This is a genomic window from Nitratireductor mangrovi (genome assembly GCF_007922615.2).
Classification (GTDB): Bacteria; Pseudomonadota; Alphaproteobacteria; order Rhizobiales; family Rhizobiaceae; genus Mangrovimarina; species Mangrovimarina mangrovi.
This window is the reverse complement of the sequence record NZ_CP042301.2, coordinates 656,243-671,385: the sequence shown is the minus strand read 5'-3', so window position 1 is coordinate 671,385 and position 15,143 is coordinate 656,243. Positions and strand designations below refer to the sequence as shown.

16 protein-coding genes are annotated in these 15,143 nt (G+C 66.9%); 6 read left to right on the top strand and 10 right to left on the bottom strand.

From position 1 onward, the window contains the following. Window positions 1-6: 6 nt before the first annotated feature. From purF to FQ775_RS03195, 4 genes are all read left to right on the top strand, one after another. Entirely contained in the window at window positions 7-1,512 is a 1,506-nt protein-coding gene (gene purF / locus FQ775_RS03210) for an amidophosphoribosyltransferase (protein ID WP_146299674.1), read from the top strand. 15 nt (window positions 1,513-1,527) lie between these two features. After that, window positions 1,528-2,289, top strand: a complete 762-nt coding sequence (locus tag FQ775_RS03205) for an SDR family NAD(P)-dependent oxidoreductase (RefSeq protein WP_146299675.1) — start codon at window positions 1,528-1,530, stop codon at window positions 2,287-2,289. A gap of 27 nt (window positions 2,290-2,316) precedes the next feature. After that, window positions 2,317-2,904 carry a hypothetical protein gene (locus FQ775_RS03200; protein ID WP_146299676.1) on the top strand — a complete coding sequence of 196 codons (588 nt, stop codon included), beginning with the start codon at window positions 2,317-2,319 and terminating at the stop codon, window positions 2,902-2,904. Window positions 2,905-3,027: 123 nt separating this feature from the next. Then, window positions 3,028-3,648, top strand: coding sequence for a hypothetical protein (locus FQ775_RS03195; RefSeq protein ID WP_146299677.1), 621 nt, complete (start codon window positions 3,028-3,030; stop codon window positions 3,646-3,648). 70 nt (window positions 3,649-3,718) lie between these two features. Here the strand turns inward: FQ775_RS03195 and FQ775_RS03190 are convergent, their stop codons facing one another. From FQ775_RS03190 to FQ775_RS03175, 4 genes are all read right to left on the bottom strand, one after another. Beyond that, window positions 3,719-4,366 (bottom strand): hypothetical protein, encoded by a 648-nt coding sequence (locus FQ775_RS03190; RefSeq protein WP_146299678.1) that lies wholly within the window; start codon window positions 4,364-4,366, stop codon window positions 3,719-3,721. Between the two features lie 138 nt (window positions 4,367-4,504). Next, window positions 4,505-4,822 carry a hypothetical protein gene (locus FQ775_RS03185; protein WP_146299679.1) on the bottom strand — a complete coding sequence of 106 codons (318 nt, stop codon included), beginning with the start codon at window positions 4,820-4,822 and terminating at the stop codon, window positions 4,505-4,507. Window positions 4,823-4,903: 81 nt separating this feature from the next. Continuing rightward, window positions 4,904-5,407 carry an OsmC family protein gene (locus FQ775_RS03180; RefSeq protein WP_146299680.1) on the bottom strand — a complete coding sequence of 168 codons (504 nt, stop codon included), beginning with the start codon at window positions 5,405-5,407 and terminating at the stop codon, window positions 4,904-4,906. Window positions 5,408-5,490: 83 nt separating this feature from the next. Then, the gene (locus FQ775_RS03175) at window positions 5,491-6,516 is read right to left on the bottom strand and encodes an AraC family transcriptional regulator (protein ID WP_246730257.1); all 1,026 of its coding nucleotides are present in this window, start codon (window positions 6,514-6,516) and stop codon (window positions 5,491-5,493) included. 164 nt (window positions 6,517-6,680) lie between these two features. Between FQ775_RS03175 and FQ775_RS03170 the strand changes: the two genes are divergently transcribed. After that, on the top strand, window positions 6,681-7,133 hold the full coding sequence (locus FQ775_RS03170) for a cupin domain-containing protein (RefSeq protein ID WP_146299681.1): 453 nt from the start codon (window positions 6,681-6,683) through the stop codon (window positions 7,131-7,133). 107 nt (window positions 7,134-7,240) lie between these two features. Next, entirely contained in the window at window positions 7,241-8,731 is a 1,491-nt protein-coding gene (locus FQ775_RS03165; RefSeq protein WP_146299682.1) for a flavin-containing monooxygenase, read from the top strand. Window positions 8,732-8,814: 83 nt separating this feature from the next. On the opposite strand, the gene FQ775_RS03160 is transcribed toward FQ775_RS03165, so the two are convergent. The 6 genes from FQ775_RS03160 to FQ775_RS03135 form a co-directional block, all read right to left on the bottom strand. Next, window positions 8,815-9,159 carry a RidA family protein gene (locus FQ775_RS03160; RefSeq protein WP_146299683.1) on the bottom strand — a complete coding sequence of 115 codons (345 nt, stop codon included), beginning with the start codon at window positions 9,157-9,159 and terminating at the stop codon, window positions 8,815-8,817. A gap of 66 nt (window positions 9,160-9,225) precedes the next feature. Then, window positions 9,226-10,035, bottom strand: coding sequence for a CDP-diacylglycerol--serine O-phosphatidyltransferase (gene pssA, locus FQ775_RS03155; RefSeq protein WP_246730256.1), 810 nt, complete (start codon window positions 10,033-10,035; stop codon window positions 9,226-9,228). A 3-nt stretch (window positions 10,036-10,038) separates the two neighbouring features. Beyond that, window positions 10,039-10,737: a phosphatidylserine decarboxylase gene (locus FQ775_RS03150; RefSeq protein WP_146299684.1), complete on the bottom strand. Its 699-nt coding sequence runs from the start codon at window positions 10,735-10,737 to the stop codon at window positions 10,039-10,041. Between the two features lie 89 nt (window positions 10,738-10,826). Beyond that, window positions 10,827-12,719, bottom strand: a complete 1,893-nt coding sequence (locus FQ775_RS03145) for an ABCB family ABC transporter ATP-binding protein/permease (RefSeq protein WP_146299685.1) — start codon at window positions 12,717-12,719, stop codon at window positions 10,827-10,829. Between the two features lie 45 nt (window positions 12,720-12,764). Continuing rightward, on the bottom strand, window positions 12,765-13,094 hold the full coding sequence (locus tag FQ775_RS03140; protein WP_146299686.1) for an ArsR/SmtB family transcription factor: 330 nt from the start codon (window positions 13,092-13,094) through the stop codon (window positions 12,765-12,767). 57 nt (window positions 13,095-13,151) lie between these two features. Beyond that, window positions 13,152-15,113, bottom strand: coding sequence for a LysM peptidoglycan-binding domain-containing protein (locus FQ775_RS03135; protein ID WP_167812753.1), 1,962 nt, complete (start codon window positions 15,111-15,113; stop codon window positions 13,152-13,154). Window positions 15,114-15,143 lie beyond the last annotated feature (30 nt).

Below are 15,143 nucleotides of genomic sequence, written 5' to 3'. Positions count from 1 at the left end.
CCTGTCATGGCAGACACGCTTGCAAGCCCCGTTTCCGACCAAACTTCCCGCGAGGGACAGGTGACGGACGAGGCGGACGATCATTTCCACGACGAATGCGGCGTCTTCGGCATCTTCGGGCGCCAGGACGCGGCGGCGATCGTCACGCTCGGGCTGCACGCGCTCCAGCATCGCGGCCAGGAGGCGGCCGGCATCGTCTCCTTCGACGGCAGCCAGTTCCACATCGAACGGCATGTCGGGCTGATCGGCGACACCTTCACCAAGCAGGCGGTGATCGACAGCCTCAAGGGCAGTCGCGCCATCGGCCACACGCGCTACGCGACCACCGGCGGCTCGGGCGTGCGCAACATCCAGCCGCTGTTCGCCGAACTCGCCGATGGCGGCTTCGCCGTCGCCCACAACGGCAACATCACCAACGCCATGACGGCGCAGCGCAACCTGCAGAAGCAGGGCGCGATCTTCTCCTCGACCTCCGATACCGAGACCATCCTGCACATGGTCGCGACCAGCAAGGAGAAGGATTTCAACGCGCGCTTCATCGAGGCGGTGCGCCAGCTCGAAGGCGCCTTCTCGCTGGTGGCGCTGTCGTCGAAAAAGATGATCGGCTGCCGCGACCCGCTCGGTATCCGCCCACTGGTGCTGGGCGATCTCGACGGGGCCTGGATCCTCGCCTCGGAGACCTGCGCGCTCGACATCATCGGCGCCCGCTTCGTGCGCGACATCAAGCCGGGCGAGATGGTGGTGATTACCTCGAAAGGGGTCAACAGCCACTTCCCGTTCGAGGAAGCGAAGCCGCGCTTCTGCATCTTCGAATATGTCTACTTCGCGCGCCCGGACTCCTCCGTCGAGGGCCGTAACGTCTACGACGTGCGCAAGCAGATCGGGGCGGAACTGGCGCGCGAGAACCCGGTCGAGGCCGATCTGGTGGTGCCGGTACCCGATTCCGGCACGCCGGCAGCGATCGGCTTCGCGCAGGCGGCGGGCCTGCCCTTCGAGCTCGGCATCATCCGCAACCATTATGTCGGCCGCACCTTCATCCAGCCGACCGATTCCATCCGCCACATGGGCGTGAAGCTCAAGCACAACGCCAACCGGCGCATGATCGAGGGCCGGCGCGTGGTGCTGGTCGACGATTCGATCGTGCGCGGCACAACCTCGCAGAAGATCGTGCAGATGGTGCGCGACGCCGGCGCGAAGGAGGTGCACATGCGCATCGCCTCGCCGCCGACGCGCGCCTCGTGCTTTTACGGCGTCGACACGCCGGAGACCGCCAAGCTGCTCGCCTCGCGCATGTCGATCGAGGAAATGCGCGACTTCATCCGCGTCGATTCCCTGGGCTTCCTGTCGATCGACGGGCTCTACCGGGCGGTCGGCGAGGCGGCGCGCGACAACGATGCGCCGCAGTTCTGCGACGCCTGCTTCACGCGCGACTACCCGACCCGGCTGCTCGACCACGAGGGCGCCGACAACGTGCGCACGCTCTCGATCCTCGCCTCGCGCGCACAGCTTTAGGAAAGCGTTCTCGAATTGACATCCTCCCCCGACCTTACCGGGCGCGTCGCGCTCGTCACCGGCGCCTCGCGCGGCATCGGCTATTTCGTCGCCAGGCAGATGGCGGCGGCCGGCGCGCACGTGATCGCGGTTGCCCGCACCGTCGGCGGGCTGGAGGAACTCGACGACGAGATCAAGGCCGAGGCGGCCCGCACCGGCAAGGGTGAAGCGACGCTGGTGCCGCTCGACCTCACCGACATGGCCGGCATCGACCGGCTCGGCGGCGCGATCAACGAGCGCTGGCAAAAGCTCGACATTCTCGTCGCCAATGCCGGCGTGCTCGGCGTCATCGCGCCGATCGGCCATGTCGAGGCCAAGGTGTTCGACAAGGTGATGGCGGTCAACGTGACCGGTACCTGGCGGCTGATCCGCTCCGTCGATCCGCTGCTGAGGCGGTCCGACGCCGGCCGCGCGATCGTGCTTTCCTCGGGGTCGGCGCATTCGGCGCGCGCCTACTGGGCGCCCTACGCGGCATCGAAGGCGGCGGTCGAGGCGCTGGCGCGATCCTGGGCCGACGAGACCAGAAACACGCCGCTCCGGGTCAACATCGTCAATCCCGGCGTGGCGCGCACGGCCATGCGCGCGCTGGCGATGCCGGGCGAAGACCCCGAGACACTGCCGCATCCTTCCGAGGTTGCGGCGGAGATCCTGCCGCTTGCCAGCCCCACTCTGACCGAGACCGGGCTGATCTGGAACGTCGAGCTCGGCCGCTTCACGGCCTGGCAGAAGCCGGCGTAAAGCCGTGCCTGCCCAAGCGACCGCATCGTGATCGATTTCCTCGCGACCGGAAAGCTCGGGCCGCTTTCGGTTGTGCAGAACCGCGCAGAGGTCGAAAGTTTGCTGGGAACTCCCGACGATACCGATCTCTGCCCTTTCTACCGGCGATACGGCAATCTCGAGATTCTCTTTGCAGAGGCCGAGCCGCACTCGATCCGGTGGTTTCAGATCGAGGGTTTCGCCTACATGAGGCGGGCTACGACCGCCCTGTGCTCGCGATTGAGGCTTCAGCTCGATGGCGTCAGGCGATCGACCACAGTCTCCAAGTTGATTCGACTGAGCCTCCGGCAACCGGCGGAGACCGAGCTTCATTTCTACGCCGATGGCGATGAGTTCGTCCTGCATCTGTTCCTCGGCGACGCCGTGGAAGTCGTGGGCACATGCCAGGCAGACTCCGGCAGTGAATGGCAGCCAGGCCGCAGTCCGAGTCCCTTTCCCGAGGACCGGTTCGACATCGACAGCATCTATGGCCATTCAACGCCGTCTGGCCGCGAGCAGCGTAAGGCACTGTCGAGGATCGTTACCCACAGAGTGAGTGGGACTGACTATCTGCAACAGGCAGCAGCCACGAAATAGACCGCTTCACGGCCTGGCAGAAGCCGGCATAGGCGCTTTCCACACGCGTTGTTGATTTTCCTCCTTTTGTTCCGGCCCGTAGCCTTTGCGACGGGCCGGGGAGCTCAGTTCGGGAGGAAACCGATGACGAGAACGTTCCTTGTCGCCGCCGCGCTCTTGGCCGGCGGCGTGCTTGCCGCCAACGCCCAGGACAATTCGATGAGCTTCTTCATCACCAGCGCCGGGCCCGGCAATGGCGCCGATCTCGGCGGGCTGGAAGGCGCCGACGCCCATTGCGCAAGCCTTGCCGAGGCGGCCGGCGTGTCCGGCAAGACCTGGCGCGCCTATCTGTCGACCGACGGCGAAAACGCCCGCGACCGCATCGGCAGCGGTCCCTGGCACAACGCCAAGGGCGACAAGATCGCCGACGATGTCGCCGCGCTGCACAGCGACGCCAATGCGATCTCGAAGGAAACGGGACTCGACGAGAGCGGCAACACGGTCAACGGCCGCGGCGACCAGCCCAACCGGCACGACATCCTGACCGGTTCCAACCCCGACGGCACGGCGGCCGCCGCGACCTGCGAGAACTGGACGGCGAGCGGCGAAGGCTCGGCGATCGTCGGCCATCACGACCGCATCGGCCTGCGCGACGACGCCCCCTCGAAATCATGGAACTCGTCGCATCCCTCGCGCGGCTGCAGCCAGGAAGCGCTGCAGGGCACGGGCGGCGACGGCCTGTTCTACTGCTTCGCGGCCAACTGATCGCAACACGGCTACACGCAAGAAAGCCCCGGCGACGCTTCGCCGGGGCTTTCCTGCGGACAATCCTCGCTCAGCGGCCGAGGCGCATCTGGTAGCCGGGGCCATGGCGGTCGTAGTTGTTGCCACCATATTTCTTGTGCAGAGCCGCCCGCTTGACCGCCTCCTCGTGCAGGGCTTTCATCGCCGCGTCACGCTTGGCTTTCTGCTGGGCGCGCCAGGCGGCAAGCCGCTCATCCTTCTTCTTTTCCTCCTGGCATTTGGGGCAGTCGTCGCGATATTTCGATGCCTTTTCCTTCTTTGGCTTCGGTGCGCGCTTGGCGGGCTCGTAGCCCATCACCTGGCGGGTCACGTCGCCGGGCGTGTAGCGGGTGTCGAAGCCGAGAACCTGATCGAAGATGCACCACACCACCGTGCAGGAAAAATCGCCGACGACGCCGCCGATCAGGCCCAAACCGATGCGGCGCGGCGCGCCGGCGGTCTGGATGATCTTCGCGGCATCCTCGAAGCTGTCGCGCTTCTTCGGCTTGGGCTTGCTGGCGGTTTCCTTCTTCTTCGGAGTGGCGGTTGCGGGCGTGTCGCCGATCTCGATCGTGCCGGCATAGGTGCGGTCCGGGCCGCCGCCGTCACGGGCCGAGGCGATGTCGGTCGCCGCCAGGGTGCCGGCGAGGATCGCGGTTGCGGTCACGAGATTGGTCAGTTTGAAAAAGCTGGCAGACATCTTGTCCCTCCATGGTTTGCGTTTGCCAATGACTGTTGGTCGCGGCGGCGGGACAAAAGGTTCAAAGGAGCGGCGAAAAAATCCGGGCGTGAAAAAGGCCCGGCTTGCACCGGGCCTTTTCCTTCCCTCTCGGCCTTGTCAGCGGCCGAGTTCGAACCGGAAGCTCGCGCCCGGAGTTGTACTGAACGGATGCGGCGACAGCGGCGCAGGCGGGTTGGAGCGGTTGAAAATGTCGGGCAAGCGCCGATCCTCGCCGGGACCGGGCTGACAGTTACGGCACGGCCGGATGTCGTCGAGAATGCCCGGCGGCGGCACGGTATCGAGGAAGATCGGCCGGGCATCAATGTCCGGCAGACCGCCGTCGCGGGCCGAGGCGACATTGGTTGCGGCCAGCGATCCGGCGAGGATCGCGGCGGCGGCGAAGGCATTCATAAGCTTGGAGATAGTCGTGGACATGGCGTCCCTCCATGGTTTGCGTTGCCAATGCCGGTTGGTCGCAACGGAGGGACGAAAGGTTCAAAGCGTCCAAAAAACCGGTCAGGCGACCGAGACGGACAGCTCCGGTTTCGTGCTCAGCGTCTGGAACACGACGCAATAACGTTCGGTAAGCTTCAGCAGGCTGTCGATGCGCTCCTGCGGCTCGTCGGTGTCGAGGTCGAAGGCAAGCCGGATCGCGGAAAAGCCGACCGGCGCATCCTTCGCGACGCCGAGCGTGCCGCGGAAGTCGAGGTCGCCCTCGGCCGATACCGTCGCGTTGCCGAGGCGGAATTCGAGCGCGGTAGCGACAGCCTTGAGCGTCACGCCGGCGCAGGCGACCAGCGCCTCCAGCAGCATGTCACCCGAGCAGAGCTCGGCGCCGGTGCCGCCGGTGGCCGGGTGCAGGCCCGCGACAGCGATGGCGCGGCCGGTCTCGACCTTGCAGGCGATGTTCCGGTCGTCGACCGCGCCCGTCGCCTTCAGAGTGATCAGGCCGGCCGCGGCATCCTCGCGCAGGCGCGCCTTGATCGGGGCCTGCAGGCTCTTCAGCGCTTCCGCATCCATCGGATTTCCCTCCGTTACAGAAGGCGCTCAGAAAATCACGGCCCCCGCGCAGCAGCAAGCGGGATTGCGGCCGAGGAAGAGCGTCAGTTCGCGCGGGTGCGGCGCGCGGTCTCGCTTGGCAGTTCGCCGAACTCGCGGCGGTAGGCGGCGGAAAAACGGCCGAGATGGGCAAAGCCCCATTTCAGCGCCACGTCGGTTACCGACACACCCTCACCGCCGTCGAGCAGGTCGAAGCGGACACGGCGCATGCGTTCGCGCTGCAAGGCGCGCATCGGCGACACGCCGTGCCTGTCCCTGAAAGCCAGTTGCAGCGTACGCGGGGTGACGCCGGCGGCTTGCGCGATGTCGAGCACGGTGATGGCGCGAGCGCTGTTTTCGCGGATGAACTCTTCCGCCCGGCGCAGATGCCGCGGCGCGGCGCCGCGGCCCGACCGGTCGAGGAACAGCGTCATGTTGCTCGGCTGCCAGGTCAAAAACGCCTCCATCAGCCGCTGTTCGTTGAAGGTGGCCTGGATGCCGGAATGGACGCCGGCTTCCGCGCCCTCGAACAGAAGCCGCGACAAGGCACGCCAGCCATTCATCTCGGGCCGGGTGAAATCGATGCACGGGTCGAAGACGAGCGGCCCCGGCAGGGCGCGGTCGAATACCTTTTCGGCGAAGGCGAGGAACGGCGCCTTGCTGACCTGGATCAGCAACTGCCCGCAGCCGCTCCACCAGCGCATGCGGGTCTCCAGATCGGCGTTGAGCACCGATGCGGTCTGCGGCCCGGTCAGGAACTCACGCCCGCCGTTGCGGATCGTCGCCGCCCCGGCGATCGGCATCTGGATCAGGTAAAAACTGTCGAGCGCGCCGGGATCGATCATCACGTCGGCGCCGTAGCTGATGTAGTTGAGCGAGATCATCTCGCCGGGCACATGGCGGTGGGTCGCGCGGAAGGAGCGCCCCTGGCCGATGATCTCGAGCCGGTGGCTGCAGAAAATGCGGGCGACCCTTTCGCGCGCGCAGTCGAGATCGTCCGTGTCGAACAGGACGTGGCGGGAAAGCGGAAGCTCGCGGCGGGAACCCTCTTCAGCCCACATTGGCAAAGTGTAGCACCGTTGGCGTTCCATCCAAGCTTTTGCCGCTTCAAGACGCCGCGCATGGCAGAAAATTTCGTTTTCCGGATAGTGATCTCGTTTTGCGGACAGCCGAGCGGCCGCCGGCGGGTCTAGTCTTGCAGGCAGGAAAAGGCGTCCCGAGAACGCGCCTTTCCAGCCACAAATGGGAGAACAACATGAGCGACAACCTCGACAAGGGCATCACCCGCGAAGGCACCGGCTTCAACGGCAAGACCTGGAACATCCTCGGCCAGGTCTATTTCCCGAAGGCCGTATGCGAAAGCACCTTCGCGTTCGAGACCAACAGCGAGCCCGGGCAATTCGTGCCTGTCCACGTCCATCCGACCCAGGACGAGTTCATCCTGGTGCAGGAGGGTGAGTTGGACCTGAAGCTCGATGGCGAATGGGTGAAGGCGAAAGCCGGCGACCTGGTGCGCATGCCGCGCGGCATCCCGCACGGCTATTTCAACAAGTCGGACAAGCCGGCCCGGGCGATGTTCTGGGTGTCGCCGGCGCGCAAGTTGGAAGAATTGTTCAACCGGCTGCACGACCTCACCGATCCGGAGGAGGTGGTGAAGATCTCCGCCGATCACGAGGTCGACTTCCTGCCGCCGGAAGCCAACGACTGACCGCCTGAACGCAACAAAGCGGCCGCCGCGAGCGGTCCGGGCGGCGCGCAGCAGCGCGCCGCGGGGCGGAGCCTTGCGCCGACGGTCGCCAGACAAGGGGAATCACGATGGTCGAGAAGAAAAAGGTCGCCGTCATCGGCGCCGGCGTCAGCGGGCTTGCCGCCGCCAAGGCGTTCAAGGAACGCGGACATGAGGTGACGGTCATCGAGCGCAGCCAAGGGCTGGGCGGCGTCTGGGAGCCGTCGCGCTCCTATCCCGACGTGCAGACGCAAAGCCCGAAGGACCTCTATCGCTACACCTCGAAAGCGATGCCGGGCGACTACCCGGAATGGCCGAAGGGGCCGCAGGTGCATGCCTATCTCGAAGATTACGCCGCGGAAAACGGCATCGTGCCGCTGATCCGCTACCAGACGCGGGTCGCCGGCATGGAGCGGCGGGGCGGCGGCGCCAGAGGCTGGACGCTGAAGCTGGAAGACAAGGATGGAGCTTCGACCGGAGAGGATTTCGACTTCGTCGCCATCTGCACCGGCCAGTTCTCCGAAAAGAACGTGCTGACCCATCCCGGCCAGGACGATTTCGTCGCCGCCGGCGGCAAGGTCATGCATTCGTCCGAATACACCGACCCGGCCGCGCTCAGGGGCCGGAAGGTGGTGGTGCTCGGCTTTTCCAAATCCGCGACCGACATCGCCGTCAATGCGGTCAAGTCCGGCGCCGCCGCCGTCACCATCGTCTATCTGGAATCGGTCTGGCGGATCCCCTACTTCATCGGCGGGCTGATCAACTTCAAGCGCATCCTCTATATCCGCGCCCAGGAAAAGATGTTCCCGGGCTGGGGCCAGTCATGGCTGGCGCGGGCCAACCACGCGATCGCCAAGCCTTTCGTGTGGGCCAACTGGCGGGCGCTGGAGAGCCTGCTGACCATGCAGCTCAAGCTGAAGAAGACCGGGCTGAAACCCAACGAGCCGATCGAGCGCGGCATCAATTGCTCGGTGCCGATCGTCACGCCCGGGTTCTTCGACATGGTCGCCGACGGCCGCATCCGCGCCATCCAAGGCACGTTCGCGCGCTACGAGCCCGGAACCGTGTTTCTCACCGGCGGCGAGCGGGTGGCGGCCGATATCGCCATCCAGGCGGTCGGCTGGAAACTCGGCGTGCCGTTCCTGCCGGAGGAATACCGGCAGAAGCTCGTCGAGCGCGACGGCCAGTACCGGCTCTATCGCATCATCGCCAATCCCGACCTGCCGGACATGGGATTCGTCGGCTTCAACTCCTCCTTCTGCACCGTGCTCAGCGCCGAACTCGCCGCCAACTGGCTGGTGCGCTACGCCGATGGCATGCTGGCGCGCCAGCCGAGCGCGGAAGAGATGAACCGCAACATCGAGATGATGCTCAACTGGAAGCGCAAGGAGCGGCCGGCCGCAGGCGTCTATGGCGGGCTCTGCGTGGCGCCCTACCATTTCAAGCATTTCGACGAGCTTCTGGCCGACATGGGCGCCAGGGTCAGGCGGCGCAATCCGCTGGCGGAAAACCTGACGCCGCCCAATGCCGACGCGTTTGCGCGCTACCTCGCCTCGACGCCGCAATACCGCGCCGCCTGACAGGCCTCCCTCGCCGGCCGGGCTCCCTCCGGGCGGCAACTGGAAGGGCGGGCGACCGCCCTTCCCTTTTGCTCGACGAGCGCTTACGCGGCAGCGACGATGATGATCTCGACCAGAAGGTCGGGGGCGGCCAGCCGCGCCTCGCCGGTGGCACGCGCCGGCGGGTTGGCCGGATCGATCCAGGCCTCCCAGACCTCGTTCATGGCCGCGAAGTCGCGCATGTCGGCGAGCCAGATCGTGGCCTGCAGCAGCTTCGACTTGTCGGTGCCGGCGGCGGCAAGCTGGCGGTCGACCGCGGCGAGGACGTCCTTCGTCTGCTCGGCGACCGGCTTGCCGGGCGTTCCGACCTGGCCGGCGAGATAGACGGTGCCGTTGTGGATCACGGCCTGGCTCATGCGCTTGCCGGGTTCGATGCGGCGGATGGTCATGGTTTTTTCTCCTTGGGACTTGGAAATCGGAGCTATGCCGGGGGCAGGCGCCGGGTGTGGGACCGATCAGCCCTCCCCCCCCTCGTCCGGCCCGTCGCGCGCCTCGCGGCGGCGGTAGCCGAGCCAGCTCAGGGGGATGAAGCAGAGATAGGCGAGCGCTGTCACGCTCATCGTGTGCCAGGGATAGTTGATCAGCAACAGCACGTAAAAGACGATCAGAAGGATCAGCGGCATGACCATGTCGCCGCGGATGCGGCCGAGGTTCTTGCCCGACCAGACCGGAATGCGGCTCACCAGCAGGACGGCGACCAGCAGCGTGAAAGCGCAGGAAAACCAGGCAAAGCCCCGCGAATGCTCGACGCCCAGAAAGCTCAGATAGGCCGGCAGCAGCACCAGCATGGCGCCAGCCGGGGCCGGCACGCCGGTAAAATAGCCGGCGCGCCAACCCTTGCCCGGATCGTGGTCCATGACGTTGAAACGCGCGAGCCGCAGCCCGCAGGCGATGGCGAAAAGCAGCGCGGCGATCCAGCCCGGCGCACCCGCGCGGTCGAGCAGAAAGGCGTAAAGCACCAGCCCCGGCGCGACGCCGAAATTGACGATGTCGGCCAGAGAATCCATCTCGGCGCCGAACTTCGACGTCGCTTTCAGCGCCCTCGCCACACGGCCGTCGACGCCGTCGAGGAAGGCGGCGAGCAGCACCATGGCGACGGCCAACTCGATGCGGTGTTCGAAGGCCAGACGAATGCCGGTCAGCCCGGCGCAGATGGCGAGCACGGTGACCAGGTTCGGGATCACCATGCGCAGCGGGATTTCGCGGATGCGCGGCCCGCGCGGGTCGCGTCTCGGTGCGCTGCCCGGTTCGAGGCCGTCAGCCACCGGTCACGATACCCGCATCAGCGGCGCCGAAGCCGGTGCGCCGAACTCGGCGATCACCGTCTCGCCGGCAATCGAGGTCTGGCCGACGGCGACGCGCGCCACCGCGCCCGCCGGCAGGAAGACGTCGACGCGCGAGCCGAAGCGGATCAGCCCGATGCGCTCGCCGACGGCGATATCGGTCTCCTCCTCGACCCAGCAGACGATGCGGCGCGCCACGAGCCCGGCGATCTGCACCGTGGCGACCGGACCGTTGGGGCTTTCGATCAGCAGGCTGTTGCGTTCGTTCTCGCGGCTCGCCTTGTCGAGCTCGGCGTTGAGGAACTTGCCGGCGCGATGCTCGATGCGGCTCAGCCGGCCGCGCACCGGGGCGCGGTTGATGTGGCAGGAAAAGACGTTCATGAACACGGAGATGCGCAGCATCTCGACATCGCCGAGACCGAGCTCGCGTGGCGGCATGGCCGGCCCGACATTCGACACGATGCCGTCGGCGGGGCTGACGACGAGCCGGTCGTCGACCGGGGTCACGCGCTCGGGGTCGCGGAAGAAATAGGCGCACCAGGCGGTCAGCGCTACGCCGATCCAGAACAGGCTGGTCGAGAAGACGCCCAGAATGATGGCCGCACCGGCAAAGGCGCCGACAAAGGGCCAGCCCTCGCGGTGCACGGGAACGAGGGCGTTGCGGATCGATTGCTGCAGGCTCATCGCCGTGGCGGGCTCCGGTTTTTCAGAGCCGGATGCTTAGCGGAAACGACCTTGCGCCGCAACGCGTGGCGCGACCATGGCGACGCCCATCAGGCCTCTCCGACCTCGGCCGTCCGCCGGCGGACAATGACGCCCATCTCGTCGGTCTCGCGGGCGCGGCGCAGCTTCTCCTCGGCTTCGGTCGCCTCGCGCTGGCGGTCCCACATCTCGGCGTAAAGACCGCGGCAATCGAGCAGCGCACGATGGGTGCCGCGCTCCGCGATCACGCCGTCCTTCAAGACGATGATCTCGTCGGCGGCGATGACGGTGGACAGCCGGTGCGCGATGACCAGCGTCGTGCGGCCGCGGCTGACCAGGTCGAGCGCGCTCTGGATCTCCTGCTCGGTGTGGGTGTCCAGCGCCGAGGTCGCCTCGTCGAGAATCAGGATCGGCGGCGCCTTGAGGATGGTGCGGGCGATCGCCACGCGCTGCTTCTCGCCGCCGGAGAGCTTGAGGCCGCGTTCGCCGACCATGGTGCGATAACCTTCCGGCAGCTGCGCGATGAAAGCGCCTATCTGGGCGAGATCGGCGGCCTTTTCGACCTCCTCGTCGCCCGCCTCGGTGCGGCCGTAACGGATATTGTAGGCGATGGTGTCGTTGAAGAGCACCGTGTCCTGCGGGACCATGCCGATGGCGCCGCGCAGGCTTTCCTGGGTGACGTCGCGCACATCCTGGCCGTCGATGGTGATCGTGCCTTGCTGGATATCGTAGAAGCGGAACAGCAGCCGCGAGATGGTCGACTTGCCGGCCCCGGACGGGCCAACGATCGCCACGGTCTTGCCGGGCGGCACCTCGAAGCTGATTCCCTTCAGGATCGGCCGGCTGGCGTCATAGGCGAAATGCACATCGTCGAAGCGGATCGCGCCTTCGCTGACCTCGAGCGCGGTGGCGCCCGGCCGGTCGGTAATTTCCTGCGGCACGTCCAAAAGGTCGAACATCTGCTCGATGTCGGTCAGGCCCTGCCTGATCTCGCGGTAGATGAAGCCGATGAAGTTGAGCGGGATCGAGAGCTGCATCAGCATGGCGTTGACGAAGACGAAGTCGCCGAGCGTGTGGGTTCCGGCGGCGACCTCGAGCGCCGACATCACCATGACGGTGGCCATGCCGGCGCCGAAGATGACGCCCTGGCCGAAGTTCAGCCAGCCGAGCGAGGTCCAGATGCGGGTCGCGGCCACCTCGTAGCGGGCCATCGAGCGGTCGAAGCGGCGCGCTTCCATCGCCTCGTTGCCGAAATATTTGACCGTCTCGAAATTGAGCAGCGAATCGATCGCCTTGGTGTTGGCGTCGGTGTCGCTGTCGTTCATCTCGCGACGGATGCCGATGCGCCAGTCGCTCGCCCTGACCGTGAACCAGGTGTAGAGCCAGACGGTGACGGCGATGACGGCGACGTAGCTCCAGCCATAGGCGACCGCGAACACGATCGCGACCAGCGCGAACTCGATCACGGTCGGCAGCGTGTTGAGGATGGTGAAGCGGACGATCGTCTCGATGCCCTTCACGCCGCGCTCGATGATGCGCGACAGGCCGCCGGTGCGGCGCTCGAGGTGAAAGCGCAGCGACAGCGTGTGCAGGTGCACGAAGGTCCTGTAGGCGAGCTGGCGCACCGCATGCTGGCCGACACGCGCGAACAGGGCGTCGCGCAGCTGGTTGAAACCAAGCTGCACCAGGCGCACGACATTATAGGCGACGACCAGCATCACCGGCGCGATGAGGAAAGCGGGCAAGGCAGGCAGAGCCGACAGGTCGCCGTCGAGCGCGTCGGTCGCCCATTTGAAGAAATAAGGCACCAGGAGCAGCACGAGCTTGGCGGTGACGAGGAAAAGCGTCGCCCACACGACCCGCATCTTCAGGTCGGCGCGGTCGGCGGGCCACATATAGGGCCATAAATTGCGCAGCGTCTGCAGCGTCGAGCCGGATTCGGCGGAAACGGTCTTGTCGGCCAAGGATGGCTCCCGGGGTTTGTCGCGGCGTCGCAGCCGCCCTTGTCGCTATTGGTCGCAGCAGCCGGCGAGGAAGGTCGACGCGCTGCCCGAGAGGCGGGCGACGGCCTCGCGATCGACCGTGTATTGCGAACGCCGGTTCTCGGGCCGGTAGCGCACCAGCCCGGCCTCGACCAGCACCTTGAGATGCTGCGAGACCGTGGACTGGGCAAGGTCGATCTCGTCGACGATCTCGCGGCAGCAGCACGCTTCACGGCCGGCGAGATGGCAAAGGATGCGCAGACGGGCCGGATGGGCAAGTGCCGCGAAGCCGGCGGCAAGCGCCGGCAGGGCGGTACCGTCGGGTTTCAGGCAGGTTGTTGCGGCCGCGATATTCATCGTAAATCGACGATATACGATGAATTGCCCCGGCGCAACGTCGGCTAGCAAAAACGTCTACTCGATCGCGGAAGCGGCGTCGCCCGACGCCTCGATGGTCGTCATCTGGTCTTCCATCGCCTGCATGTCGGCATCCTCGCCGTCATTCGACTTGTCCGGCACGCGGAAGACCTGTCCCGGCCAGATGCGGTGCGGATCCTCGATCTGGTCCTGATTGGCCAGATAGATGGTCGAATAGCGAATGCCGCGACCGTAGACCCGGCGCGAAATACGCCACAGCGTGTCGCCGCGCCGGATGATGACGGCACTCGCGACCGGCTGCAGCTTCGGCGCCAGAACCTCCTCGACCTCCGGCGCAGTGGGCACGGTGTCTGCGGCAGGCTCGGTGGCCGCGACCACAGCCTCCGGCGCGGGCTTCTCGGACGTGACGGCCGGTTCGGGCGACGCAGCCTCTTTGCCGGCCGTGTCCTCGCCCGTCTCTCCGGCAGGCGTTGCCGCCTTCATCTCCGGCTCCGGCTTTGCCGCCGCAGGCGCTTCGGCCGCCTCCGTCTCGCCGTTGTCGGCCGACATCGCCGGCTTTTCCTCGGCCCTGGCCATCGCCAATTCTTCTTCACCGTCGGCTTCCGCCGGCGTCTCGGCGCGCGGTTCGGTCTCGACCACGACCGGTGCCGGCATTTCCGGCGCCGGCGCCACGGCGGCGATCGCCTCGCCGGGCTCGCGCTGGAACGGCACGGCGGCGCGCGCCACCACCTTGCGGCCGCCATCGTCGAGCAGGTCGGCACGAATGATGTAGTCGCCTACGGGCAGATCGCGTTCGGTCTCGATCAGGAAGCGGCCGGAGGGCGACACTTCGGTCTCGCCCAAGAGGTCGGCATTGGCATAGACACGCACCGTCAGGCCGGGTTGGCCGATGCCGGCAACGAAGACCTTGCGGCCCTCGATCTCGACCGCCTCGACCAGCACCACGGGCCGGTCGGCTTCGGCAGGCGCGGGCGCCTGCGCGGCCGGCTCGGCGGCCGGCGGTTCCGGCGTGGCCTGTTCGGCCGGCGCGGGGTCTGCCCTGGCGACGTCGACGGGCTCTTCCGCAGGCTCGGGCTCGGCGGCGGCTGGGGTCGACTCGGCCTCCTCGGCCGGCGCTTCGGCAGCGTCGGCGGGCGCTGCCTCGGGTGCGGCCGCTTGCGGCTCCTCAGCCATGCCTTCGGCCTCCGGCTCAACGGCCGGGTCCGGCTCCGCCCTGGCGACAACCGTTTCCCCTGCCTCGGCGGGGGCCGCGGCTGTCTCTTCAGCAGGCGCTTCGCTTTCCACGGCAGGCGCCTCGGCGGTGTCCGGTGCCGGCGGGGCTTCTTCCGTCTCTGGCGCCGGCGCCTCGGCGGTTGCGGCCGGCTCGGCCTCCTCGGCGGGCGCCACCTCTTCCGTCGCAGCCTCGGCCGGCGCGGCCTTGGGCACAGTGATCAGCTTGCTCGGCTTGCCGGGCTCCTCGACCAGCGCCAGGACCTCGCCGGACGCCGTTTCGGGAACCGACACCAGCGCCGTCTCGACCGACGTTGCAACAAGATTGTCGGGCGTCGTCGAGCGCAGCACGATCTGGTAGTCGCCGGGCTTCAGCGGATCGTCCAGCACCACGGCAAAATCGCCTTCCGGCGTTGCGGTCGTGCGCGCAATCACTGTCGTTCCGGTGATGATCTCGATCGCAGCGTTGGCGGCGGCCTTTCCGGCCAGCACCACCGAACCGTCGGGCTCGACCCGCACCAGATCGAAGGTAGGCGGCACGACCTCGGCCTTGTCCGGAGGCGCGTCCTCATTGTTGCCGGCCGCGGGCGCCGCGTCCGGCTTGTCGGGAGCCGGGATCACCGCTTCCCCGGGGGCGTCGTCGGGGGCTGCCGGGTCGGGCAGCGCAGCGATCATCGCCGGCGGGTCCTCGAGGACACCGTCCAGTGCGCCGGTAACGTAGGCAGTCGTGACGGCTGCGGCCGATCCACCGGCCAGGAATAGAAGCGCCTTCAGCGGCGAGATGACCATCGGTTGTGCGAATCCTTTGCCGATTACGGA

Bases quoted from the DNA above. Each gene is read 5' to 3' on its own strand.
- FQ775_RS03150 (WP_146299684.1), bottom strand. From the start codon at position 10,737: ATGAGCCTGCAGCAATCGATCCGCAACGCCCTCGTTCCCGTGCACCGC.
- FQ775_RS03170 (WP_146299681.1), top strand. From the start codon at position 6,681: ATGAGCGACAACCTCGACAAGGGCATCACCCGCGAAGGCACCGGCTTC.
- FQ775_RS03180 (WP_146299680.1), bottom strand. From the start codon at position 5,407: ATGGATGCGGAAGCGCTGAAGAGCCTGCAGGCCCCGATCAAGGCGCGC.
- FQ775_RS03175 (WP_246730257.1), bottom strand. From the start codon at position 6,516: ATGGAACGCCAACGGTGCTACACTTTGCCAATGTGGGCTGAAGAGGGT.
- FQ775_RS03185 (WP_146299679.1), bottom strand. From the start codon at position 4,822: ATGTCCACGACTATCTCCAAGCTTATGAATGCCTTCGCCGCCGCCGCG.
- FQ775_RS03160 (WP_146299683.1), bottom strand. From the start codon at position 9,159: ATGACCATCCGCCGCATCGAACCCGGCAAGCGCATGAGCCAGGCCGTG.
- purF (WP_146299674.1), top strand. From the start codon at position 7: ATGGCAGACACGCTTGCAAGCCCCGTTTCCGACCAAACTTCCCGCGAG.
- FQ775_RS03195 (WP_146299677.1), top strand. From the start codon at position 3,028: ATGACGAGAACGTTCCTTGTCGCCGCCGCGCTCTTGGCCGGCGGCGTG.
- FQ775_RS03135 (WP_167812753.1), bottom strand. From the start codon at position 15,113: ATGGTCATCTCGCCGCTGAAGGCGCTTCTATTCCTGGCCGGTGGATCG.
- FQ775_RS03165 (WP_146299682.1), top strand. From the start codon at position 7,241: ATGGTCGAGAAGAAAAAGGTCGCCGTCATCGGCGCCGGCGTCAGCGGG.
- FQ775_RS03190 (WP_146299678.1), bottom strand. From the start codon at position 4,366: ATGTCTGCCAGCTTTTTCAAACTGACCAATCTCGTGACCGCAACCGCG.
- FQ775_RS03140 (WP_146299686.1), bottom strand. From the start codon at position 13,094: ATGAATATCGCGGCCGCAACAACCTGCCTGAAACCCGACGGTACCGCC.